We start from the raw sequence: 23,400 nt of genomic DNA, 5'->3' as shown, positions 1-23,400 counted from the left end.
CGCCGTCGAGACGGCGGTGGCATCACTCGTACCGCGGGTGTTCCGGTCTGCCGGTGGTCTCGGCCGGCCACCGAACCGTGTTCGCACGGTACCCCCGGCTCACATCCCCCCGACGGATCCGTCGGGAAGATGCACTGCGGACCCGGGGGGTCGCGGCCACGGATGCCCCGTCAAGCGTTCGATGTCGTTGTTGAAGCGTTCGAGCCGGGGTTCGCGATCCGTTGGTGGATCTGCGCGTCACCGCCCGCCGGCCCGTACTGCTCACCAACAGTGCTTCGATCGTGGTGGGTTTCGCGAGGTACGCCCAGTCGCTGATTCTTCCGCAGATCCTGCAGCTGCCGGAAGAGACCGGTCACGGACTCGGCCGGTCCATGATCATGATGGGTCTGTGCATGGCACCGGGTGGTCTGATGATGATGGCGGTCTCTCCCATCGGAGGAAAGCTCTCGGCTCGCCACGGCCCGAAGACCACGCTGCTGGTGGGCTGCCTGATCATCGCTCTGGGGTACACGGCAGGGCTGCTGTTGATGGGATCGGTCCTGGGCCTGGCAGTCGTCGCCGCGATCTGCAGCACGGGAGTCGGGTTCGCATACGGTGCGATGCCCGCCCTGATCATGGGGGAGGTCCCTGCCACGGAGACGGCATCCGCCAAAAGCGTGAACAGTCTCATGCGGTCGGTCGGCACGTCCTCCGCTTCCGCCGTCGTCGGTGTCGTCCTCGCACAGATGAGCGTGCCGTTCGCCGGTCATACCATTTCCACGGAGTCCGGCTTCCGGGTCGTCCTGCTGACGGGCGCAGGCGTCGCGCTTCCCGCGGCTGTCCTCACCGTCGCCGGTCCGCAGTCGCGCCGGGCCCGTCTCGCGAAGGTTGCCGCCGGCGCGACGCCCTCCGTGAGGGTGTGACGACGACTTCCTCCGCCCGTCGGTAGCAGCGGACGGAGGAAGTATCGGCGGAGTTACCGCGCGTCGAGCCCGAACGCCCCGCGGTAGAACACCATCGGACTCCGGTCGCCGACGCACTCCAGTTCGGCGACCCGGCCGATGACGACGTCGTGATCACCCGCGACGTGCACATCCTCCACCGATGCGTGCACCCGCAGCAGGACATCCGGCAGCGACGGAGTGTCCCAGCGGGACAATTCCCAGTGGAGACCGTCGAACTTCGGACCGCGGCTCGACCCGAAACGCGCGCACAGATCACTCTGGTCGGCACCGAGCACGTTGACGGTGAACCGGCCGACGCGGCGGATCCGCGGCCACGCGCGCCCGCGGTGATCCGCGCAGAACAACACGAGGGGCGGTTCGAGCGAGACCGACGCGAACGACTGGCATGCGAAGCCGGTGGGCCCGTCCTCGTCGAGACCGGTCACGACGGTGACGCCGCTCGCGAACCGTCCCATGGCACGTCGCATCTCGTCGGGGCCCGGCAGTTCGATCCTGTGGTCGGTGTCGCGGGTCGGTATCCGGGTCTGCATGTGGCTCACTCCGATTCGATCGTGGAGGTCGACTCCGACCGTCCTTCTCCGACTCCGACGTTACGGCCCGAGAAAGTCGGGACGGACCGGCTTCTCGCTCAGTGGACGCTCGGATCCGATGCCGTCCCAGCACGACGTCCGGTGCCCGTGCTCCCACCGTTCGGGACCGTGGACGATCCGCGATGCGACAATCTGCCGGGCGGTTCGGTGCAGAATCGACGGGTCGTCATCGTGGAAAGGGGGACCGGTGCCCAGAATCGGTAAGGCGCGGGACGGAGCCGAGCCGACCTCGGTCGAACAACGGCGACGCCATGTGCGGATCCTCGAGGCTGCAGCGCAGCTGGGGTCCGAGCACGAATTGGCCCGCGTGCAGATGACCGAGGTGGCGAAGAACGCCGAGGTCGCGATCGGCACCCTGTACCGATACTTTCCGTCGAAGACGCACCTGTTCGTGGCGTTGCTGCTCCACCGGCTCGAGCTCGGCGCCGACCGGTTGCCCGAACGGAAACCGGGGACGAGCGCGCGCGAGGCGATCACCGAGACGCTCGTCGAGATGACCCGCCGGTTCGTCGACCGACCACGCCTGGCCTCCGCGATGTTGCTGTCCAACAGCACCGCCCCGGCCTCGGTGGTTCCGGACTCCACCGAGGTGAGGCGGACGTTCCACCGAATCCTGTTCGAGAGGGCAGGCCTCGACGAGCCGACAGAGGAGGATCGCAACGCCGTGCGGCTGCTGTCGATGTTGTGGTCCGGACTGCTGGTGACCTATCTCAACGGCGGAGCGACCCTCGAGGAGACCGAGGCCGATGTGCGGAGGAGCTGCGACCTGCTGCTCGCGCACCTGTCGGAGTAGGGCACCGGAAACGACGCGAGTCCCCCTCCGCGGTCTGCGGAGAAGGACTCACGTCATCGGTGCGAGAAGACTATCCGGCCGCACCGATCGGGGGTGCGGTGTCCAGGACGTCCCCGAGGGCAGCTGCCGTCGCGTCGGCGCCGCCGAAGGTGAACGCAAGCTGCCGGCCCCACAGGAAGTAGCGGTGGATGGGGTAGTCGATGTCGGCGCCGATGCCGCCGTGCAGGTGCTGGCCGGTCAAGCCCACCCGCACACCGCCGCGGGACGCCCACCACTTGGCGACCAGGGCCGCGGAGTCGGCTTCGTCCTCGCGTCCGACGTCGATCAACCACGCCGCCTTCCGCACCGTGAGTCGGATCGCCTCGGTGTCGAGGTAGGCATCGGCCGCGCGCAATGCGACAGCCTGATTCGTCGACAGCGGGCGGCCGAACTGTACGCGCTCGGAGGTGTACTTCGCCGTTGCCCGCAGCGTCTCCTCGCACACCCCGAGCTGAACGGCAGCCAGAGCGAGGCGGATACGACGACGGGTCCAGGCCGCGATCTCCTCACCGTCACCGGGCAGGACGTCCTCGGCTCCGATGTGCACGTCCGTGAAACGCACCGCCGCTTCGGCGCCGCGTCCGGTCACAGCGACCGGGACGGTCTCGACACCGGTCGCATCCACCGGTGCGACCACCACGGCGACCGAGTCGTCGTCACACCGCACCGGGACGATGACACCGGCGACGATGGGCGCCCACGGAACGGACGGGATCTCGCCGCTGATGACGAGCTCGTCACCCTTGCGGATCGCTGTCACGGCGGGGCTCGCGCCCGGGGTGTCGTCGAACGCGCCGGTCAGGACGACGGAACCGTCGATGAGCTTGGGAACGTAACGCTCGACCTGGGTTCCCGTGCCGAACTGCGCGAGCGGGAGAGCCGCACCTGCCACGGTGGACCACACCGGCACGGGAGCGACGCGACGACCTTGCTGCTGCAGGATCGTCGTGAGCCCGAGCATGCCCATGCCGGCGCCGCCGACGGACTCGGGTAGTGCGAGTCCGAGGAGGCCGGCGTCGGCGAGTGCCTGCCACAGCGGGGCGTCGAAACCGCCCTCGGTGCGCTCCACCTCGACCACACGCTCGACCTTGGCCAGCGAACCGAAGACCTGCGACGCGAGGTCCTCGACCGCGATCAGGTCGTCATCGAGTTCGAATTCCATGTCAGCTCCTCGTCTCGGCCGGCGTCTTCACCGCAGCCTGTGCCGTCGCGTCGGGGCGCCTGCGGGCGCCCAGGGTCATTCCGAGGGTCTTCGCCGCCACGATCTCGCGCATCACCTCGTTGCTGCCACCACCGAAGGTGTTGTTCTGCGCGCGTCGACCGAGCGCTTCGACGCGGCCCTCGATCACCGCGCCGCGGCTACCGGGACGCAGCAGACCGCGGGCGCCGAGCACCTCCTGCAACATTCCGTAGGCCGCGACCACACCTTCGGTTCCGAACACCTTCGCGGCGGCGGAGTCGCCACCGTCGAGGGTGTTGGCCGCGATGTCCGACACCAGGCGCAGGTTCACGAGGTCGGCGGCCGACAGCAGCGCGTAGACCTCCGCGAGCGTCGAACGCACCCACGGGACGTCGAACAGCACGCCGGGGCCGAAGGGCTCCTGCTTCGCCCAGGCGAGGACCTCGTCGTACATCTCGTTGGCGATGCCACCGCGGGCGGCCAGCGCGACACGCTCGTGGTTGAGCTGGCTCGTGATGAGGGTCCAGCCGCCGTTGAGCTCGCCGACGACGTTGCTCAGCGGAACGCGGATGTTCTCGTAGTACGTGACCGCTGTGCTGATTCCGCCGACGGTCTGGATCTCGGTGGCGGAGAAGCCCGGCGACGAGGTCGGCACGAGCACGACCGAGATCCCCTTGTGGCGAGGCGCGTCCGGATCGGTGCGCACGGCGAGCCAGATCCAGTCGGCGAAGATGGCCGAACTCGTGAACAGCTTGTTGCCGTCGATGACGAGTTCGTCACCGTCGATGCGTGCCCGCGTCTGAAGTGCAGCGAGGTCGGTGCCGGCACCGGGCTCGGTGTACCCGATCGCGAACTTCAGTTCACCCGTGAGGATCTTGGGAAGGAAGAAGTCCTTCTGCTCCTGCGTGCCGTACTTCATCAGTGCCGGCGCAACGGTGTTGAGAGTGACCAGCGAGACCGGTGCGCCCGCACGGATCGTCTCGTCGTAGAAAACGTACAGCGCCTCGGGATCCTCCCCGCGTCCGCCGTACTCCTCGGGCCACCCCAGACCGAGCCAGCCGTCGGCGCCCATCTGCCGGTAGATCTTGTCGAAGACCGGTCCACCCTCGGTCTGATCGACCAGGGCGCGTCGATCGTCGTCGTCGATGATGCGGGCGAAATACTCCCGCAGTTCGGTGCGCAGCCGCCGTGACTTGTCGGACAGCTCGGGATGCATGTGGTCTCCTGAGAGGTGGTCGGGGCCCGGGTTGCGGGCCTAACGGTCGGCCGAGAGGACGATCGCGCTGTGCGGCACCGGCGATCCGCCCGTGACGAGCACGTTGTCGAGTGTCTTCGCCGGCTGGTTCACGGAGGTGCCGCGGATGAGCCGGACGCCTTCGGCGATGCCGTTGACGCCGTGGATGTAGCCTTCGCCGAGCTGACCGCCGTGGGTGTTGATCGGCAGTCGCCCGTCCACCTCGAGGTTGCCGTCGGCGATGAAGTCCTTCGCCTCACCGTGACCGCAGAAGCCGTACTCCTCGAGCTGGAGCAGGACCATCGGGGTGAAGGCGTCGTACAGGATCGCGGCGTCGATACCTTCGGGACCGAAGCCGGCCTGTGCCCACATCTGCCGGGCGACGAGTTCGACCTCGGGCATCGCGTCGATGTCCTCGCGGTAGTAGCTGCTCATCGAGATCTGCTGAGGACCGACACCCTGCGCTGCAGCGGTGATGATCGCCGGCGGGTGCGGAAGATCCCGTGCGCGTCCGGCACTCACGATGACCAGTGCCTGTCCGCCGTCGCTCTCCTGGCAGCAGTCCAGCAGACGCAGCGGGTCGGCGAGCATCCGCGAGTTCTGGTGGTCGTCGAGAGTGATGGGCCGCTCGTAGAACCAGGCCTTGGGGTTGTTCGCCGCGTGCTTGCGCGAGAGCACCGAGATCTGCCCGAAGTCTGCACTGGTCGCCCCGTACTTGTGCATGTAGGTGCGGGCCAGGAAGGCCTCCTGCTGAGCGGGAGTGAGCAGGCCGTAGGGGTTGATCCAGTTCCGGTATTCCTGGTCGGTGTTCGAGTTGTATGCGAAGGGCGGCGGCCCGGCGCCGAAACGGTGACCCGAGCGCTCGTTGAAGGCGCGGTAGACGACCACGACGTCGGCGACACCGCTCGAGACGGCCAGCGCGGCCTGCTGCACGGGTGCGCAGGCGCCGCCGCCGCCGTGCGGGATCCGGCTGAAGAACTTCAGTTCCGGGATGCCGAGCGCGCGGGCGACGGCGATCTCGGGGTTGGTCTCCATGGTGAACAGCGCGAAGCCGTCGACCTCTTCGACACCGATCTGTGCGTCCTCGAGAGCGGCGAGGACCGACTCGCACGCGAGTTGCCATTCGCTGCGGCCGGAGTTCTTGGAGAACTCGGTGGCTCCGATACCGGCGATAGCAGCGGCTCCGGAGAAGCCCTTGACGGTCATCGTGTCTTCCTCTCGTAGGGCTCCACCACGACCTCGGCAGTGACGTGGACGCCTCTGCTGTTGCGGCCCTGCACCTTCAGGGTGACGGTCGCGCCGTCGACGGCGGTCACCTCACCGTTCATGTGCATGGGGTCGCCGGGGAAGCAGGGCACGCCCAGGCGCAGCGACGCGCGGCGCACCCGCGCCGACGGTCCGGTCCAGTCGGTGACGTACCGGTCGACGAAACCGTTGGTGGCATTGATACTCATGAAGACGTCCGGTGTGCCGCGTCCGAGTGCGGCGTCCGGGTCGTGGTGCACATCCTCGAAATCCTGCGACGCGATCGCGGTAGCCACGATGGTGGTGCGATCCATAGGCAGGGTGAGTTGGGGAAGTTCCTGTCCGACAGTGCATTCGGCGAGGTTCATGCGTCTCCTCCGGGCTTGCGCAGCTGAGGCAGGATCTCGCCGTGTGCGTGCTCGGCGAATCCCACCTCGAGTTCCATGCCGATCTCGAGGGTGTCGTGGTCGACGCCCGCGATGTCGGCGACGATGCGGATCCCCTCGTCGAGGTCGATCAGTCCGACGGCGAGCGGGTACTCGAAGGCCGGATCCTGCGGGTGGTGAATGACAGTCCAGCTGTGAAGCGTTCCGCGCCGTGAGGATTCGACGGTCTTCCATTCGAACGAGCGGCACGCGGGGCATGCCGGGCCCGGAGGATGGCGCAGAGTGCCGCACTCGCTGCACTGCTGGATCTCGAGTCGGCCCTCACGGACGGCGTCGAACCAGAACTGGTTGTCCTGGGTGATGGTGAGCCGGGGGACGGCGGTCATCGCGTCTCCTTGTCGGTGTTCGGGTTGAACCGGAGCATCCGGAAGCGTTCCTCGGCGACGACTTCGCCGTTCTGGTCCTCGTAGCGCTTGTACAGCGTGAAGAATCGGCCGTGGCCGAGACCCGTTCGCTTGACCTCGGATACGGACTCGATCGTGTAGTGGGCGGTGATGTGGTCGCCCGGGACGAGTTCGCGGTGGTAGTCCTGCTCGACGTTCGTCGCGACGACGGAGGTGAAACCCTCCCGATCGAGGTCGGCAAGCATCCGGGAGTATGCGAAGTCCTCCACGACGCCCTCGGCGCGCTTGCGCTGCACGTCACGCCAGCGGCGGTAGCCGGCCATGATCCAGGTGGAGATCATGGCGGGCGGGCACACGACGGAGTCGCGTCCGGTCTCGCGCGCGGCCTCGGCGTCGACGTAGATCGGGTTGAAGTCGTCGTGGGCCTCGACCCAGTTGCGGATCATGGCGTCGTTGACGGCGTATCGGGCCACGCGGGGTGGTTCGGCCACCTGCCCGACGTACTTCTCGTAATCCTGCTCGACGGTCTGCATGGCCCAGTCACTCCTCTTCGACGCGCGCGTTCGTCGTCACGCTAAGTGGGGCCGACAAGCGAGTTCCCGTGATTCCCACTGAGCAGGAGCAGTGGCGGGGTGAGGGGGAGCCGGTAACGAACCAAGCGATTGCTTGGTAAGTTGTCGACGTGAGACCCGCGCATCCCGCGGGATGAATGACGTGGAGGCAGCGAATGGATCTGGGACTCGACGGCGCGGTCGTGCTCGTCACCGGGGGAATACGGGGAGTCGGTGCAGGCATCACCAGGGTGTTCCTGCGTGCCGGTGCGACCGTCGTGACGTGCGCTCGCAACGAGCCCGAACAGCCTCTCGAGGTGGACGGGCGGACCGCGGAGTTCCTGACGTGCGACGTCCGCGATGCCGATCAGGTGGCCGCGCTGATCGAGACCATCGTCGACCGCCACGGGCGGCTCGACGCCGTGGTGAACAATGCCGGCGGGTCACCGTACGCGCTGGCAGCCGATGCCAGCCCGAAGTTCCACGCCAAGATCGTGGAACTGAACCTGCTGTCCCCGCTGCTGGTCGCGCAGGCCGCCAACGCGGTGATGCAGAAGCAGGACACCGGCGGCTCGATCGTCAACATCTCGAGCGTGAGCGGATCCCGCCCCTCGCCGGGCACCGCGGCCTATGGTGCGGCCAAGGCGGGCGTCGACAGCCTCGCACAGTCGCTCGCCGTCGAGTGGGCCCCGAAGGTACGGGTGAACTCGGTGGTGGTCGGCCTGGTCGAAACCGAACAGTCGCACCTGTTCTACGGAGACAAGGCCGGCGTCGCCGCAGTCGGCGAGACCGTTCCGCTGGGACGGCTGGCCCAGCCCGAAGATATCGGCCACTGCGCCGCATTCCTGGCCTCTCCGCTGTCGGCCTACGTCAGCGGATCGACATTGACCGTCCACGGTGGCGGTGAACGCCCTGCCTACATGGCAGCGGCCGAAACGAAGGAGACGAAGTGAGTGGACTGCTGGACGGGCGCGTCGTCATCGTGACCGGCGCCGGGCGAGGACTGGGTCGCGCCCATGCCCTCGCCTTCGCCGCGGAGGGTGCGAAGGTCGTTGTCAACGACATCGGTGTCGGCAGCGACGGTTCGGCCACGGGTGAGTCGCCCGGCGAGCTGGTCGTCGAGGAGATCCGCGCGGCCGGGGGAGAAGCCGTCGTCAACGGCGACGACGTCGCCGACTGGGCCGGCGCCGAGAACCTCGTCAAGACCGCCCTCGACAACTTCGGCCGACTCGACGTGCTCGTCAACAACGCCGGATTCCTGCGCGACCGCATGCTCGCCAACATGAGCGAGGAGGAGTGGGACGCGGTCATCCGCGTGCACCTCAAGGGGCACTTCGCGCCGATGCGTCACGCCATGACCTACTGGCGCGCCGAGGCCAAGGCCGGCAACCCCGTCGACGCCCGCATCATCAACACCAGCTCGGGTGCCGGCCTGATGGGCAGCATCGGCCAGGGCAACTACGCCGCCGCCAAGGCCGGTATCGCGACGCTCACGATCCAGGCCGCAGCCGAATTCGGCCGCTACGGGGTAACCGTCAACGCGATCGCACCCTCGGCACGCACCCGCATGACCGTCGGGGCCGGTGGCGCGATGGCCGAGATGATGGCCGCACCCGAAGAGGGTTTCGACGCCATGGCGCCGGAGAACGTCTCGCCGCTGGTCGTGTGGCTCGGCAGTGCCGAAGCGAAGGACGTGACCGGTCGCGTGTTCGAGGCCGAGGGCGGCAAGGTGTCGCTGGCCGACGGATGGCGCCACGGTGAGGCGATCGACAAGGGCGACCGTTGGGATCCGAAGGAACTCGGTCCCGTCGTCGAGAAGCTGATCGCAGCGTCGCAGCCGCCGACGCCGGTCTACGGAGCGTGATGTCCCCGCGCGTTTCCGGTGGTCATCACCGGAAACGCGCACGGACGGCGTCGCCGCTCTAGGCGGGCGTGCGGACGATGAGGGTGGAGCCGGGGAAGTAGGCAGCGAGTTCGGAACGTGCCTGCTTGAGCGTGGCGGTGCCGTAACCCTGCTTGCGGAACTCGGGATGCACCCAGATCCGCACCTCGACCTCGTTGCCGGTCAGCTCGCCGAACGCGAACCCGATGGCCTTCGGCTCGTCGCCCGAAAGATCTTCGGCCACAAGCCACATTCCGGACTCGTCGTCCATCAGCTCGCTGCCGCGCTGCCGCTCGGATTCGACCTGTTCGTCGCTGTCGTCACCCAGCTGGTCGGCGCAGCGCTGCTTGAACAGCGCCGTGTCGGCCGCGCTGTGGGAAATGGGCCGCAACCGGAAATGCGCGCCGGTCGCGTACGGACGCGCCGCCGTCGTCCACTGCAGCACCGCATCGAGATCGTCGAGTTCTTCACGGATCTTCTTCCGCTCCGCCTGGGTCAGACGGCGGAACGGAAGGTTCAGCACGGCCTCCGCGCAGAACTCGTCGGTGTCGAGCAGCGAGGCGAGCTTCGCGACCGCGTCGCCCCGATCCTTGCTCTCGACGATCACGTCGAGCACCTCGTGGCGTCGTTCGAGCGCCCGGAGCAGCGCGGCCGCGATTTCCCGCCGGTCGAGCACCTTGTCGTGATCGGTGGTTTCCATCGTGCGACATCCCTTCGTCGAGAACCTGGACGTACGAGACTCAGTATTCCCGCACGGGACCGTCCCGGCGAGCCGTGCCGGGAGGGACGCTCACTCGCACACGACGACGGGAATCACACGGTCGGTCCACGACTGGTAGTTGTCGAAGTCCGGGTACATCGCCGTCAGATGTGGCCAGTAGGCCGCTCGTTCCTCGTCGCTCGCGACCCGCGCCCGCATGGTCCGGATGCGCGACTTGATCTGCACCGTGGTCTCCGGGTTCGCCTGGATGTTGCGGAACCACAAGGGGTGCTTGGGCAGTCCTCCCTGGGAGGCGACGAGGACCACCTTGTCGCCGTCCTCGAGGAACAGCAGCGGGACCGTTCGCGGTTGCCCGGTCTTCCGCCCGATCGTGGTCACCAGGCACACCGGGATGCCCCACGGGAAGGCGCTTCCCACGCGCCACTTCCCGCCGATGCGACCGCCGGTCGCCCGGTACGCCGCGACGTTGAACCGCGACATCCACTTGATGATCGAGATCGTGGCCTTCGAGTCGAGGCCCTTCGGCGCCGCTTCGGTGCCCATGTCAGATGCGCTCGATGATGGTGCCCGTCGCCAGCGCTCCACCGGCGCACATCGAGATCAGAGCGGTCGACGCGTCACGCCGCTCGAGCTCGTGCAGCGCGGTGGTGATGAGGCGGGAGCCGGTGGATCCGACGGGGTGGCCGAGCGCGATCGCGCCACCGTTGACGTTGACCTTGTCCATGTCGGGTCCGTGCACCTGGGCCCAGGACAGCAGCACCGACGCGAACGCCTCGTTGACCTCGAACAGGTCGAGATCGCCGACGCTCATGCCCGCCTTCTCGAGAACCTTCGCGGTGGCCTGGACCGGGCCGTCGAGGTGGAACTCGGGTTCGGCGCCGACGAGAGCCTGCGCGACGATCCGCGCCCGCGGCTTCAGTCCGAGTGCCTTCGCGCGGTCGGAATCCATGAGCAGCACGGCCGCGGCTCCGTCGGAGATCTGCGACGAGGTGCCGGCGGTGTGGATGCCACCCTCGAGCACGGGCTTCAGCTTCGCCAGCGACTCGGCCGACGTCTCGCGCAGACCCTGGTCGCGGGTGACGGTCGCCTTCTCGCCGGTGCGGTTGCCCTCCTTGTCGACGACGGGTGCGACGACCGGCAGCACCTCGCGGTCGAACCGGCCCTCGTCCCAGGCCTGCTTCGCGAGCTGCTGTGAGCGCACGCCGAGTGCGTCGACGTCCTCGCGGGTGATGCCGCGGCGCCGCGCGATGCGTTCGGCGGCCTCGAACTGGTTGGGCATGTCGATGCTCCAGGACTCCGGCCGGCGCGGGCCCGCCTGGTCGCCGACGTTGGCGCCGAGGGGCACCTGGGTCATCGCCTCGATGCCGCAGGCGATGCCCACGTCGATGGCGCCGGTGGCGATGAGGCCTGCGATGAGGTGATTGGCCTGCTGCGCCGATCCGCACTGGGCGTCGATGGTGGTCGCGCCGACCTGCCAGGGCAGCCCCGCGTTGAGCCATGCGGTGCGGGTGATGTTGTTGGACTGGGCGCCCGCCTGGGTGACGCAGCCACCGATGACCTGTTCGACGAGCTCGGCGTCGATGCCGGCGCGTTCGACGAGTCCGGCCTGGACGGCGCCCAGGATCTCGGCAGCGTGCAGGCCCGCGAGCCATCCACCCCGCTTGCCGATCGGGGTCCGTGCGGCCTCGACGATGACTGGTGTGCCCACTTCGGGCTCCTTTCTCCTACGTTCTTCGCAAAATAGAACAGGTTTCTCCGAGAGGCAACAGAACTCGATTATCCACGGGACGTGCAGATCTCTTGGTCGCGCGGCGCGCCTGTGTTTGAATGGTTCTAGAACGTGTTACAAATCACGCGAGCGGTACTCGCCAGGGCAGGAGAGATATCAGTGGCGCAGCCGAACATCCCCGAAGACATCGACTTCACCGATCCCGATCTGTACGCAGACCGTATGCCGTTCGAAGAGTTCGCGGAACTGCGTAAGACGGCACCGGTGTGGTGGAACAAGAAGTCTCCCGACGTCGGTGGTTTCCACGACGAGGGTTTCTGGGTTGTCTCCCGGCACGAGGAGGTCCGAGAGGTCTCCCGCCGGAGCGACGTGTTCTCCAACTGGGAGAACACTGCGATTCCGCGGTTCAACGACGACATTCCTCGTGAGGCCGTCGAGCTGCAACGTCACGTCCTGCTCAACAAGGACGCCCCCGAGCACACCAAGCTGCGCAAACTCGTCGCCCGAGGCTTCACGCCCCGTGCGATCAACGGCCTGCGCGACGAGCTCGACCGTCGCTCCAAGATGATCGTCCAGGAGGCCTGCCAGGCCGGTCGGGGCGACTTCGTCACGCAGATCGCCGCGGAACTGCCGCTGCAGGCCATCGCCGACCTCATCGGCGTCCCGCAGGAGGACCGCGCGAAGATCTTCGAGTGGTCCAACCAGATGACGGGCTACGACGATCCGGACAACACCGCCGATCCGGCGGCAGCGTCCATGGAAGTCCTCGGGTACGCCTACCAGATGGCCGCGGCCCGCAAGGAGAACCCGGCCGACGACATCGTCACCACCCTCATCGAGGCCGACATCGACGGTGACGAACTCGCTCCCGAGGAGTTCGGCTTCTTCTTCATCGTGCTCGCGGTGGCCGGCAACGAGACCACCCGCAACGCGATCACCCACGGCATGGCGGCCTTTCTCGACAATCCGGAGCAGTGGGAGATCTTCAAGCGCGACCGGCCGAAGACCGCCGCCGACGAGATCATCCGCTGGGCCACCCCGGTCACGTCGTTCCAGCGCACCGCCCTCGAGGACACCGAACTCGGCGGGCAGACGATCAAGAAGGGCGATCGCGTCGTCATGCTGTACGCGTCGGCCAACAACGACGAAGAAGTGTTCGACAACCCCCGCGAGTTCGACATCCTTCGTGATCCTAACCCGCACCTGGCATTCGGTGGAACGGGCGCGCACTACTGCCTGGGCGCGAACCTCGCACGTATGGAGATCGACCTGATCTTCAACGCGATCGCCGACCACATCCCGGACATCACCAAGATCGGCGACCCGCACCGTCTGCGGTCGGGTTGGCTCAACGGCATCAAGGAGTTCCAGGTCGACTACAAGACCTCGGGTGGGTGCCCGGTCCAGCACTGACCGAACCGAACACCGACCGAACCGAACATCGAGGTCCCCGGGCGCCCCTGCGCGTCCGGGGACCTCGCACATCCCGTGTCGTCTACAGGACCTCGGACCTGCGGCCGATCCACCACATCGCGGCCCCCGCCGCGAGCACACCGGCTACCGATACACCGGTCGTGAGAACCGTCCACGAGTCCGGCGTCCACCCGGACGGAGAATCGGTGAGAGGCGTGTAGGCGGTCCATCCGAATCGGGTGAGCAGAGGCAACGCCATCACGGCGGGCAGCGAGAAGGACGCGGCGGTGACCGCGCTCGTCGACGGTAGTGCCGCGCTGATCGTGTACGCGGCTGCCACCGGAAGAACGAAGAAGGTCGCCAAGAGGTGGACGTTGTCCCAGGGCGCACGAGTGAAGATCGCCGTGATCGTGACGAACGCGAGCACGCCCACTCCGGCCATCGGCCTCGGCGCGCGACGGCCCAGCCACGCGCCGACGGCGGCGAGCACGACCATCACGGCCGGCAGGAGCCATCCGCCGGGAATCCACGAGGGAGCGGTACCCGCGGCGACGGCCACCGCGAAGGCGGCGAGCAGGACCGCTCCGCTTCTCTCGCGCAGCCACAGGGCAGCACCGATCACGAGTGGGACAGCGACGATGCCCCACAGCCATCGCCCGTTCCCGCCGGGATTCGCATCCGGAGACCACACGGCACTGTGAAGAGACCGATACAGCACGACGGCGACGAGCGGTAGGCCGATACCGACCACCGTTTCCCTCACATCCCATCGTCGTTCGTCGACCGAATCGGGAGCACCGGCACGCATCACGAGAGCCGCTGTTGCCACCGCGATGACAGTCACCGAGAGAACCGTCCACACTGTGTTGGCGGGCTGCACCGACACCTCGAGGTACACGGCGCTTCCGGACGAGGAAGCCGCGAACTCCCGGTATTCCGCGACGGGTTCCGCGGTGAGCAGCGCGGCAACGACGCCACCGGTCATCACCGCGGGGAGCCGGGTGCCCGCAGTTCGGGCGCAGCAGACGACGAGGGCACCGAGCACCAGGCCTACACCGACCGCCGAGACGTACATGTCGAACCGCCACGCACCCGGCAGGGCGACGACCGCCACGAGTGCGGCTCCGGCCACGACGGCGCCGAGCGCGCCCACCCGGTGGCGTAACCACAGCGCGATCGACGCGGCGACGAGCGCTCCCGTGGCAGACGCGGTGATACCCGAAGTCTCCACGGCACCGAAACCGAACCCGGTATCGAGTGGATAGGTGTCGACGCTCGGCGCGGCGAGGACGGTTCCGGCGGTGAAACTGCCGACGGCTGCGAGTGCGTAGAGAATCCAGGAGGGCACCCCCTACCTTCTCCGAGCGGTCACCGGGACGCGGCGCCGACACGCCGGGCGACGATGCGATCAGGTCAGGCGGCGAAGATCCTCGGAGGTGTCGACGTCTCCGGGGTCGGCGAGCCCGGTGCAGTCGAGACGCCGCACGCGTTCACGATTGCGGGCGAGGAAGGACCGCGCGCCCTCGTCACCGGTGGCGTCGGCGGCGGCGCCGAGCGCGTCGGCGATGTCGAAGACCACCGGATGACCGGGGTGATCTCCGAAGACGGGGAGCGTGACCGTGCCCGGCCGGTGCTCGTCCAGGACGTGGCGCACCAGATCGGCCGTGATGCCGGGAAAATCGACGACGGTGAGCGCAACCCGGTCGTGAGTGCGCGCGGCGTCGACCCCATGGCGCAGGGAGGTCGACATGCCGTCGGACCAGTCGGGATTGTGCACCGCCGTGGCGCCGGCCGGGCAGGCGGCGGCGACCTCGTCGCCGAACGCCCCGACTACCACCACGACCTCGTCGCAGCCACCGCCGAGCAGTGCATCGACGACGGTATGCAGCAGGGGACGGCCACGGTGGGGGAGCAACGCCTTCGCGCGCCCACCCAACCGCGAGCCGTCCCCTGCTGCGAGAACGATTCCGGCGGTCGGCATACCGCCGATGCTACGAGACCGGCCGCAGAGTCTTCATCGCGCGATCCACTTCCCAGAACGCACGCAGCGACACGATCCTGCCGTCGTCGTCGACCCGGTAGACGAACACGCCCTCCGCGTCGATGAGATTGCCCGCCATCGTGGTGCGGATCGTGCCGATGTTGACGCACTCGTTGCCGCACACCAGCACGTCGTCGACGAGGAACTCGAGCTTGTCGGTGTTCGCGATGGTCATGTCGTAGAACTTCGCGATCGCCTCGTGTCCGTGGTGCCCCTTGCCCTCAGGGTCGAAACCGGACGGACCGACGGGATCCTCGACGCACGCATCCTCGGTGAACAGTGCGAGCCACTCGTCCTTGCGCTTGTCGCTCGCCGCCGCCTGCGACGCCCGGGCCGCCACGCGCGCCGGATGTTCCTCGCTCATGCCCCGTCCTTTCGGTGGATGTACTTATCGGCGAACTTCCGCAGCGATTCCTGCTTCGCCTCGAGCGGCGAGTCGAATCCGTGCCCGTCGAAGATCCACGGCACCACGATGATGTCGGTGACCCCGGCGTCGGCGAGTTCGGCATAACCGGAGCTGCCGAACCTGTCGACGCACACGGCCTGGATCTCGAACGGCTCGTCGCTGTGGCCGTACTCGGCGCGCAACTCGCGCAGTCGGGTGATGACCTCGACGAGATCGTCGTACTCGATCATCGCCGACGTCCACCCGTCCCCGACCCGCGCCGCGCGCCGCAGCGCCACATCGGTGTGCCCACCGACGTAGAACGGCACCGGTTCGGTGGGGGCGGGGCTCATCCGGAGCCGGTCGAAATCGTAGAACTCGCCGTGGTGCTCGACCATGCCGCCGCCGAGGATCAGCTTCAGCACGTCGATCATCTCGTCCACGCGCTTGCCGCGCTTGGTGTACGGGACGCCGCACCACTCGAATTCCTCCGGCGCCCATCCGATCCCGACACCGAGACCGAATCGGTTGCCGGTGAGGTTGGCGACCGAACCGACCTGCCGGGCCAGTAGCACCGGATTGCGCGAACCGAGCTTGAGCACCTGCGTGTAGAACCGGATCGTCGACGTGGCGGCCGCCATGGACGCCGCGGCGATGAGCGGATCCACCCACGGGGTGTCGGGCGTCCACATCCGCGAACCGTCGGGGGTGTACGGATAGTCAACCGTCTGCTTCTCCATGTAGAACAGCGAATCGGGCAAGGCGATCGAGGTGTATCCGCATTCCTCGGCGGTCTGCGCGATGCCGGTGAGCTGGTCGAGCGGGGTCATCGCGACCCCGACGGTGAACGAGACCATGCCGCCTCCTAGTTCGTGGGCCGGTCGGAGCCCACGACCCACATGGAGAAGTACTGCGAACCACCGCCGTAGGCGTGTCCGAGAGCCTTGCGGGCACCGTCCACCTGGTGATCTCCCGCCGTGCCCATCACCTGGATCGCGGCTTCGGCGAACCGGATCATGCCCGATGCCCCGATGGGGTTGGAGCAGAGCACGCCGCCGGACATGTTGACCGGAAGCCGACCGCCGATCGCCGTCTCGCCGGCCTCGGTGAGTTTCCACCCCGACCCCTCGGACGCGAAACCGAGGTTCTCGAGCCACATCGGCTCGAACCACGAGAACGGCACGTAGATCTCGGCGCAGTCGATCTCGCCGAGCGGATCGGTGATACCGGCCTGCTTCCACAGTGCTGCGGCAGCGACCCGTCCGGCCTCCGGATTCACCTGATCGCGCCCGGCGTAGGTGGTGGGTTCGGTGCGCATCGCCGTGGCATGGATCCACGCCACCCGGCGGTCGGCCTGCTCGGCGGCCTTCGCGGTGTCCTCGTCGCCGAGCACGACCGCGCACGCACCGTCGGACGACGGGCACGTCTCGTCGTACCGGATCGGATCCCACAGCATCTGCGAGGCCTGCACCTTCTCGAGGGTGATCTCGGGCTGCTTCAGATGCGCGTACGGATTCTTCGCGCCGTTGAGGCGGTCCTTGACCGCGACCATCGCCCCGATGTGCTCGGGCGCACCGGACCGGCGGATGTACGAACGGACGTGCGGCGCGAAGTAGCCGCCCGCGCCGGCACCGACCGGCATGGTGAACGGGACCGGTGTGGACAGCGCCCACATCGCGTTCGACTCGGACTGCTTCTCCCAGGCCACCGCGAGTACCCGGCGGTGCACGCCGGCCTGGACGAGGCTTGCCGCGACGTTCGCCGTCGAGCCCCCGACGGACCCGGCGGTGTGCACGCGCAGCATCGGCTTGCCCGTGGCGCCGATGGCGTCGACCATCGACAGTTCGGGCATCATGACGCCCTCGAACAGGTCGGGGGCCTTGCCGATCACCACGGCGTCGATGTCGTCCCAGCCCATCTGGGCGTCCGTCATGGCGCGGTCGATCGCCTCGCGGACGAGGCCGGACATCGACACGTCGTGCCGCTTGGCGACGTAATGGGTCTGCCCGGTTCCGAGGACAGCTGCGGGTTGCTTCGCCATCAGTTGCGTCCCTCCAGAACGGCTACCAGATTCTGTTGCAGCACAGCACCGCTCGTCGCGTGCGCGAGTGCACGTCCGGCGGTGCCGTCCATGATCGCCTGCGCTGCGTAACCGATGCGCTCGAGACCGCCGGAGAACATCGGGTTGCCCGTCAGCGGCCCACCGGACGGGTTGATCATCGTCGACTCGCCCAGGCCGATCGCCTCGCGCAGGATGAGTTCCTGGTGCGTGAACGGTGCATGCAACTCGGCGACGTCGAAGGCGGTGTCCCCGCCGGTGACGGCCTGCGCTGCGGCCCGGGTCGAGGGTGAGACGGTCAGATCGAGTGCGCCGAAGTTCGGTGAATCGGTGCGATGCTCGATCCCGGTGATCCACGCCGGGTTCTCGCACAGCTCGCGCGCCCGGTCGCCGGTCGCGAGGACGATCGCGGCCGCGCCGTCGGTGACGGGGGCGCAGTCGTGCTTACGCAACGGGTCGGCGATGTACGGCTGGGCGAGCAGTTCGTCGATGTCGAAGTCGCCGGAGAGTTGCGCCTTGGGATTGTCCTTGGCGGCGGCGCGGCTACGGACCGCGACCTCCGCCATCTCGCGGTCGGTCCACTTACCGGATCCGAGACCCAGGCGGGCCTGCAGGCCCGCGAGCGAGACGGAGTCGACGCCCAGAGGGGCCACGAGGTACGGATCGAGCTGCAGGGACAGGGTTCGGCGCAGAGTGCCGGCCGAGGACTTGCCGAAGCCGTACACGAGGGCGGTGTCGACCTCACCGGTGATGAGCTTGACCCACGCCTCGTAGAGCGCCCAGGCCGCATCCATCTCGACATGCGATTCGTTGATGGGCGGGACGGCGCCGATCGCATCGATCGCCGAGATGAACGAGAATGCTCGTCCGGCAAGGTAATCGGAGGAACCCGAACACCAGAAACCGATGTCGGACTTGGTGATGCCGAGCTTGCCGTACAGCTCCTGGAAACACGGGACGAGCATCTCGACGCCGTTGGTGGTGCCGAACGTCTCGCGCACGTGCGGAGCGTGCGCGAAGCCGACGACTGCAATGTCTGTCATGTGTCCGCCGCTCTCAGAGGTGGTGTTCGAAGGTGTCGTAGTCGGCGTCGGGTTCGCCGGTGGGACGGAAGTACTCGATGTTGCGTAGCGTGTGATCCCACTCCTCGCGAGGACGCCATTTCGCTTCGACACGCATGCCCATCCGCACCTCGGACGCATCGCATTCGAGGATCAGGTGCAGGAACGGGATGTCGGCACCGTCGAGCAGTACGTAGGCGGCGACATAGGGCGGCTCGATCTGCTGGCCGAGGAATGGCACGTTCACGATGCAGAAGGTGGTGACGATGCCCTTGTCGGACACTTCCACGGGTTCCTTCGTCGGTACGCCGTCGGTGGGGCTAGCACCGCGCGGGGGCACGTAGACCTTCCCGCCCGGGCCGGTGCGGCCACCGATGATCCTGCCGTCCTTCAACCCTCGCAGGTACCAGGATTCCTCGGGGGAGGCCGAGTGCCGGTAGTCCAGGTCGACGGGAGTGGTGATCATCGTGACCGGATCACCCTCGGCCGCTGCGACGGTGATCGTCGCCTCGCCGGGTTCGAAGGCCTCGATGTCGTGGATCGCGCCGGTGCGCTCGGCCGCCCAGCGCACGCGCACACGCAGACCCGTCGCGATCTCGTCCGGCGACGCGACGTCGACCGCGTGCAGCAACGTCGTGTCGGCTCCGTCGAGGCGGATCAGCGCCCACGCGAACGGCCGGTCGAAGGGCTGTCCGGGCAACGGCTCGGCGTTCCACGTCCAGCTCACCACGGTGCCGGTCTGTCCGACCTCGACGACATCGGTGAGCGGTTCATGGGTGACCGCGTCGTATTCGGGGGGTGGGACGAGGACCCGTCCGTCGGATCCGCGGGCGCCGAGAATGCGGCCGTCGCGCAATCCGGTGACGAAGGCTCCGACGGTCGGCCCGGTGGATCGTGTGTAGTCGAACTTCAGATTCAGCGGTGCGCTCAGCGGTGGCTCGGCAACCGTGCTCTTTCCCAGGCTCACAATTTCGAGTAGAACAGGTTCTAGTGGTGCTGGCAAGAGCGGCGCGCGAACTGCATCTCTCCACGATTCGCCCGACAGGAAAGGCGTCCAATGAAACTGGGACTGCAACTCGGCTACTGGGGTGCTCAGCCGCCCTCGAACGCACCGGAACTCGTTGCTGCGGCCGAGGCCGAAGGATTCGACGCCGTCTTCGCCGCCGAATCGTGGGGATCGGACGCGTTCACTCCGCTCGCCTGGTGGGGTTCGTCCACCGAGCGGGTGCGGCTCGGCACGTCCGTCGTGCAGATCTCCGCACGCACACCGACGAGTTGCGCGATGCACGCGCTCACGCTCGATCACCTCTCGGGTGGCCGACACATCCTCGGCCTCGGCGTCTCGGGGCCACAGGTGGTGGAGGGCTGGTACGGGCAACCGTTCGCCAAGCCCCTCGCACGGACCCGCGAGTACGTCGACGTGATCCGCAAGGTGCTCGCGCGCGAAGCGCCGGTGACCGGCGACGGACCGCACTTCCCGCTGCCCTACGCAGGCACCGGATCCACCGGGCTCGGTAAACCGCTCAAGCCCATCACGCATCCGCTGCGGTCGGACATCCCGATCTGGATCGGTGCCGAAGGTCCGAAGAACGTCGCGCTCACCGCCGAGATCGCCGACGGCTGGCTCGCGATCTACTACACCCCGCGCCTAGCGCCGATGTACGACGAGTGGCTCGACGAGGGGTTCGCCCGGCCGGGCGCCCGGCGCACCCGCGAGGACTTCGAGATCGCGGCGACCTGCCAGGTGGTGATCACGGACGACCGCGCAGGGACGATCGCGGCGATGAAACCGGTGACGGCACTGTACGTCGGGGGAATGGGCGCGCCGGAGTTGAACTTCCACGCGCAGGTCTACCGGCGGATGGGATACGAGGCCGTGGTCGACGAGGTGACCGCGCTGTTCCGTGCCGGCCGTAAGGACGAAGCAGCGGCAGCGATCCCGGACGAGATGGTCACCGAGACGATGATCGCCGGGAACGCCGACGAGGTACGCGAAGGCGTGAAGCGGTGGGAGGAGGCCGGCGTGACGATGCTCCTGGTCGGATGCCGTGACGTCGACCAGGTGCGCACGATCGCCGACGTGGTGTTGCGCTAGACCAGTGGTACTGGGCCAACGCCACGGCGGGCGGAAACCGTTCCGTGAGGACGGCTTCCGCCCGCCGCGTGTGGCGTCAGGAGGCGTAGGCCGCCTTCAGCTTGCCCTTCACCAGCTTGCCCGTGGGGGTGCGGGGCAGTTCGTCGACGAAGTCCACCGACCGCGGCACCTTGAAGTGGGCGACCCGCTCGCGGACGTACGCGATGAGGTCGTCGGCGAGATCGGGTGATGTGGTGGCACCGGACGACACCTGCACGACGGCCTTGACCTCCTCGCCCATCTCCGGATGGGGTACGCCGATGACGGCGACGTCCTCGACGGCCGGGTGCAGGGCGAGCACGTTCTCGATCTCCTGCGGATAGATGTTCACTCCGCCGGAGATGATCGTGAACGACTTGCGGTCGGTCAGATACAGGTAACCGTCCTCGTCGAGGTAACCGAGGTCGCCGACCGTGGTCCAGGTGGGATGCTCGGGATGCTGCGACGCCGCGGTCTTCTCGGGATCGTTGTGGTACGAGAACGGAACCTTCTCGTACTCGAGGTAGATGGTCCCCACCTCACCGGCCGGGAGTTCCCGCCCTTCCTCGTCGCAGATGTGCGCGGGCCCGAGCACGCTCTTGCCGACCGAACCCGGGTGTTCGAGCCATTCCTGGCTGTTGATGAACGTGATCCCGTTGGCCTCGGTGGAGCTGTAGTACTCGTAGATCACCGGTCCGAGCCAGTCGATCATCGACCGCTTGACCTCCGGCGGGCACGGCGCGGCGGCGTGGACGAGCACGCGCAGACTCGACAGGTCGTGGCGGGCACGGATCTCGTCGTCGAGCTTGAGCATGCGGACGAACATCGTCGGCACCATCTGCCCGGCGGTGATCTTGTGCTCCTCGATGTGCCGGAGCGCGGTCTCGGCGTCGAACTTCTCGGCCAGGACCACCGTGCCGCCGAGCGCGTGGATCGCCCCACCCCAGCGCAGAGGCGCTGCGTGATAGATCGGGGCGGGGGAGTAGTAGACGTCGGAGTCGGTGAGGCCGAAGAGGAACTGCGCCACCGTCACCAGCGGCTCACCGGGTTCGTCGACGCGACGTTCCGGGAGATCCGGCTGGATTCCCTTGGGGAAGCCCGTGGTTCCGGACGAGTACAGCATGATGGCGCCGCACGGTTCCTCCTCGAGCCGCGGACCGGCCCCGGCGAGGGCGTCCTCGTACGACTCGAAACCGCGCACGGCGCCGCCGAACGCGAGTCGCGCGGAACCGATCGTGACCTTCTCGCCGACCTGTTCGGAAAGCTCACCCAGCGTCGTCGAGACGATCAGGGCCTTCGCGCCGCTGTCCTCGACGATGTACGCCACCTCGCCGGCGGTGAGGTGGCTGTTGACCGCCGTGATGTACAGCCCGGACCGCATTGCGGCCCAGAACACCTCGAATGCCTCCGGCCGGTTGTCGGTGAGGAGGGCGACGACGTCGCCGGGGCGGAGCCCGGCATCGTGCAGCACTCGGGCGAGCGCCGCTGACCGGTCGTCGAGTTCGCGGTAGGTCAGGCTCCGGCCACTGTCGGCCAGGACGACGGCGAGCTTGTCCGGGGCGGTGCGGGCGTGGACTCCTGGATACATGGGGGCTCCTCATTGCCTCGACATCGCCTCGACGAACACTGTGATCTTGTGGTCTGGATCACGGCCGACAATGTAGCAGAGCTAAGGAGATGGTTGTGACCGTGCTCTCACGGGTGGGAGTGCGGTCCACAGTGGCGCAGGTCAGGAACCCGAGAACTTCGGGGCGCGCTTCTCCGCGAACGCCCGCGGCCCCTCCTTGGCGTCGGCGCTCTTGAAGACGGCTGCGCCGAGCTCGGCGTCGATCCGGAACGCCTCCTCCTCGTGCAGACCTTCCGCGTCGCGGATGGTCCGGAGGATGGCCTGCACGGCGACCGGGCCGTTGTTCGCGATCGTCTCGGCGATCTCGAGGGCCTTGTCGAGTGCGGTGCCGTCGGGGACGACGTAGCCGATGAGCCCGATCTCCTTGGCCTCGGCGGCCTTTATGTGGCGGCCCGTGAGCAGGATGTCGGCGGCGATCGTGTACGGGATCTGCCGGACGAGGCGCACGGCGGATCCGCCGAGCGGGAACAGTCCCCACTTCGCTTCGGAGACGCCGAATTTCGCGCTCTCGCCGGCGACACGGATGTCGGTGCCCTGCAGGATCTCGGTGCCACCGGCGATGGCGGCGCCCTCGACGGCCGCGATGAGCGGTTTCGTCAGGCGGCGGCCCTTCAGTAACGCCGGCAGACGCGACAGGTCCCAGCCCCCGTCGTTGCCTTTCCCGTCGCTCCGCTCGCCCTGCTCGAACTTGTCTCCGGGAGGCGCTGCATTCATGGCCTTGAGATCGGCACCCGCGCAGAACGCTCCACCGGCGCCGGTGAGGATCGCGACGCGGATCTCGGGATCGTTGTCGACGCGATCCCAGGCCTCGTTCATGATCGCCATCATTTCGCCGGACAGCGCATTTCGTGCCTCGGGGCGGTTGAGAGTGACGATCAGAACGTGGCCGCGTTGCTCGACGAGGCAATGCGGTGCGCGGGACGAAATGTCCGAATCGGCTGCGCCGGGGGCTTCGGTAGCGGACACTGGCGGGACTCCTCGCAGGATTGTGAACTGGATCATA

24 protein-coding genes and 1 pseudogene are annotated in these 23,400 nt (G+C 67.7%); 6 read left to right on the top strand and 19 right to left on the bottom strand.

The genetic code is table 11. From position 1 onward, the window contains the following. Positions 1–215: 215 nt before the first annotated feature. Positions 216–902 (top strand): annotated as a pseudogene (locus tag A5767_RS02175) (MFS transporter); the annotation flags it as partial. Between the two features lie 53 nt (positions 903–955). Here the strand turns inward: A5767_RS02175 and A5767_RS02170 are convergent. Beyond that, complete coding sequence (locus tag A5767_RS02170; RefSeq protein WP_006551933.1) at positions 956–1,474, bottom strand: flavin reductase family protein; 519 nt, start codon at positions 1,472–1,474, stop codon at positions 956–958. Between the two features lie 256 nt (positions 1,475–1,730). Between A5767_RS02170 and A5767_RS02160 the strand changes: the two genes are divergently transcribed. Further along, positions 1,731–2,327: a TetR family transcriptional regulator gene (locus A5767_RS02160; RefSeq protein ID WP_255312751.1), complete on the top strand. Its 597-nt coding sequence runs from the start codon at positions 1,731–1,733 to the stop codon at positions 2,325–2,327. Positions 2,328–2,397: 70 nt separating this feature from the next. Here A5767_RS02160 and A5767_RS02155 read toward each other — a convergent pair whose 3' ends face one another. Genes A5767_RS02155 through A5767_RS02130 form a run of 6 tightly spaced genes read right to left on the bottom strand, consistent with a single transcriptional unit; the run spans position 2,398 to position 7,348 of the window. Next, entirely contained in the window at positions 2,398–3,528 is a 1,131-nt protein-coding gene (locus A5767_RS02155) for an acyl-CoA dehydrogenase family protein (RefSeq protein ID WP_064851548.1), read from the bottom strand. Position 3,529: 1 nt separating this feature from the next. Further along, complete coding sequence (locus A5767_RS02150) at positions 3,530–4,762, bottom strand: acyl-CoA dehydrogenase family protein (protein WP_064851547.1); 1,233 nt, start codon at positions 4,760–4,762, stop codon at positions 3,530–3,532. Between the two features lie 39 nt (positions 4,763–4,801). After that, the gene (locus A5767_RS02145; protein WP_039585806.1) at positions 4,802–5,986 is read right to left on the bottom strand and encodes a lipid-transfer protein; all 1,185 of its coding nucleotides are present in this window, start codon (positions 5,984–5,986) and stop codon (positions 4,802–4,804) included. Then, positions 5,983–6,393 carry a MaoC/PaaZ C-terminal domain-containing protein gene (locus tag A5767_RS02140; RefSeq protein ID WP_064851546.1) on the bottom strand — a complete coding sequence of 137 codons (411 nt, stop codon included), beginning with the start codon at positions 6,391–6,393 and terminating at the stop codon, positions 5,983–5,985. The genes A5767_RS02145 and A5767_RS02140 overlap by 4 nt, the downstream gene beginning before the upstream one ends. After that, complete coding sequence (locus A5767_RS02135) at positions 6,390–6,797, bottom strand: Zn-ribbon domain-containing OB-fold protein (protein WP_024102932.1); 408 nt, start codon at positions 6,795–6,797, stop codon at positions 6,390–6,392. The genes A5767_RS02140 and A5767_RS02135 overlap by 4 nt, the downstream gene beginning before the upstream one ends. After that, complete coding sequence (locus A5767_RS02130) at positions 6,794–7,348, bottom strand: FAS1-like dehydratase domain-containing protein (protein ID WP_064061699.1); 555 nt, start codon at positions 7,346–7,348, stop codon at positions 6,794–6,796. The genes A5767_RS02135 and A5767_RS02130 overlap by 4 nt, the downstream gene beginning before the upstream one ends. Positions 7,349–7,542: 194 nt before the next feature. Between A5767_RS02130 and A5767_RS02125 the strand changes: the two genes are divergently transcribed. After that, a complete protein-coding gene (locus A5767_RS02125; protein WP_006551924.1) occupies positions 7,543–8,319 on the top strand; it encodes an SDR family oxidoreductase in 777 nt (258 codons plus the stop codon). Next, entirely contained in the window at positions 8,316–9,230 is a 915-nt protein-coding gene (locus tag A5767_RS02120; protein ID WP_019290111.1) for an SDR family oxidoreductase, read from the top strand. Before A5767_RS02125 ends, A5767_RS02120 begins: the two co-directional genes overlap by 4 nt. Positions 9,231–9,288: 58 nt before the next feature. Here the strand turns inward: A5767_RS02120 and A5767_RS02115 are convergent, their stop codons facing one another. The 3 genes from A5767_RS02115 to A5767_RS02105 all read right to left on the bottom strand — a co-directional run bounded on the left by A5767_RS02115 (position 9,289) and on the right by A5767_RS02105 (position 11,677). Next, entirely contained in the window at positions 9,289–9,948 is a 660-nt protein-coding gene (locus A5767_RS02115) for a GNAT family N-acetyltransferase (protein ID WP_006551922.1), read from the bottom strand. Positions 9,949–10,038: 90 nt separating this feature from the next. After that, entirely contained in the window at positions 10,039–10,512 is a 474-nt protein-coding gene (locus A5767_RS02110; RefSeq protein ID WP_064851545.1) for a nitroreductase family deazaflavin-dependent oxidoreductase, read from the bottom strand. A gap of 1 nt (position 10,513) precedes the next feature. Next, entirely contained in the window at positions 10,514–11,677 is a 1,164-nt protein-coding gene (locus A5767_RS02105) for a steroid 3-ketoacyl-CoA thiolase (RefSeq protein WP_033096885.1), read from the bottom strand. A 180-nt stretch (positions 11,678–11,857) separates the two neighbouring features. Between A5767_RS02105 and A5767_RS02100 the strand changes: the two genes are divergently transcribed. Continuing rightward, positions 11,858–13,111: a cytochrome P450 gene (locus tag A5767_RS02100; protein WP_064851544.1), complete on the top strand. Its 1,254-nt coding sequence runs from the start codon at positions 11,858–11,860 to the stop codon at positions 13,109–13,111. A gap of 82 nt (positions 13,112–13,193) precedes the next feature. Here A5767_RS02100 and A5767_RS02095 read toward each other — a convergent pair whose 3' ends face one another. Genes A5767_RS02095 through A5767_RS02065 form a run of 7 tightly spaced genes read right to left on the bottom strand, consistent with a single transcriptional unit; the run spans position 13,194 to position 19,624 of the window. After that, positions 13,194–14,459 (bottom strand): hypothetical protein, encoded by a 1,266-nt coding sequence (locus A5767_RS02095; protein WP_064851543.1) that lies wholly within the window; start codon positions 14,457–14,459, stop codon positions 13,194–13,196. A 60-nt stretch (positions 14,460–14,519) separates the two neighbouring features. After that, on the bottom strand, positions 14,520–15,092 hold the full coding sequence (locus A5767_RS02090) for a nucleotidyltransferase family protein (protein ID WP_064851542.1): 573 nt from the start codon (positions 15,090–15,092) through the stop codon (positions 14,520–14,522). Between the two features lie 10 nt (positions 15,093–15,102). After that, positions 15,103–15,516: a nuclear transport factor 2 family protein gene (locus tag A5767_RS02085; RefSeq protein ID WP_064851541.1), complete on the bottom strand. Its 414-nt coding sequence runs from the start codon at positions 15,514–15,516 to the stop codon at positions 15,103–15,105. After that, entirely contained in the window at positions 15,513–16,394 is an 882-nt protein-coding gene (locus tag A5767_RS02080) for a TIGR03619 family F420-dependent LLM class oxidoreductase (RefSeq protein WP_064851540.1), read from the bottom strand. The genes A5767_RS02085 and A5767_RS02080 overlap by 4 nt, the downstream gene beginning before the upstream one ends. Positions 16,395–16,402: 8 nt before the next feature. Beyond that, positions 16,403–17,578: a thiolase domain-containing protein gene (locus A5767_RS02075; RefSeq protein WP_064851539.1), complete on the bottom strand. Its 1,176-nt coding sequence runs from the start codon at positions 17,576–17,578 to the stop codon at positions 16,403–16,405. Then, complete coding sequence (locus A5767_RS02070; RefSeq protein ID WP_064851538.1) at positions 17,578–18,639, bottom strand: thiolase domain-containing protein; 1,062 nt, start codon at positions 18,637–18,639, stop codon at positions 17,578–17,580. Before A5767_RS02070 ends, A5767_RS02075 begins: the two co-directional genes overlap by 1 nt. Before the next feature lie 13 nt (positions 18,640–18,652). Continuing rightward, the gene (locus tag A5767_RS02065) at positions 18,653–19,624 is read right to left on the bottom strand and encodes a Zn-ribbon domain-containing OB-fold protein (RefSeq protein ID WP_064851537.1); all 972 of its coding nucleotides are present in this window, start codon (positions 19,622–19,624) and stop codon (positions 18,653–18,655) included. A 90-nt stretch (positions 19,625–19,714) separates the two neighbouring features. Here A5767_RS02065 and A5767_RS02060 point away from each other — a divergent pair, with 90 nt between their 5' ends. Continuing rightward, positions 19,715–20,752: an LLM class F420-dependent oxidoreductase gene (locus tag A5767_RS02060; RefSeq protein WP_064851536.1), complete on the top strand. Its 1,038-nt coding sequence runs from the start codon at positions 19,715–19,717 to the stop codon at positions 20,750–20,752. 76 nt (positions 20,753–20,828) lie between these two features. On the opposite strand, the gene A5767_RS02055 is transcribed toward A5767_RS02060, so the two are convergent. Then, the gene (locus tag A5767_RS02055; RefSeq protein WP_006551910.1) at positions 20,829–22,358 is read right to left on the bottom strand and encodes an AMP-binding protein; all 1,530 of its coding nucleotides are present in this window, start codon (positions 22,356–22,358) and stop codon (positions 20,829–20,831) included. A 141-nt stretch (positions 22,359–22,499) separates the two neighbouring features. Then, positions 22,500–23,399 (bottom strand): crotonase/enoyl-CoA hydratase family protein, encoded by a 900-nt coding sequence (locus A5767_RS02050; RefSeq protein WP_231913097.1) that lies wholly within the window; start codon positions 23,397–23,399, stop codon positions 22,500–22,502. Between the last annotated feature and the right edge of the window lies 1 nt (position 23,400).

It is taken from the genome of Rhodococcus sp. 852002-51564_SCH6189132-a (assembly GCF_001665495.1).
Lineage (GTDB): Bacteria > Actinomycetota > Actinomycetes > Mycobacteriales > Mycobacteriaceae > Rhodococcus > Rhodococcus pyridinivorans.
This window is presented reverse-complemented; position numbering and strand designations above follow the sequence as displayed.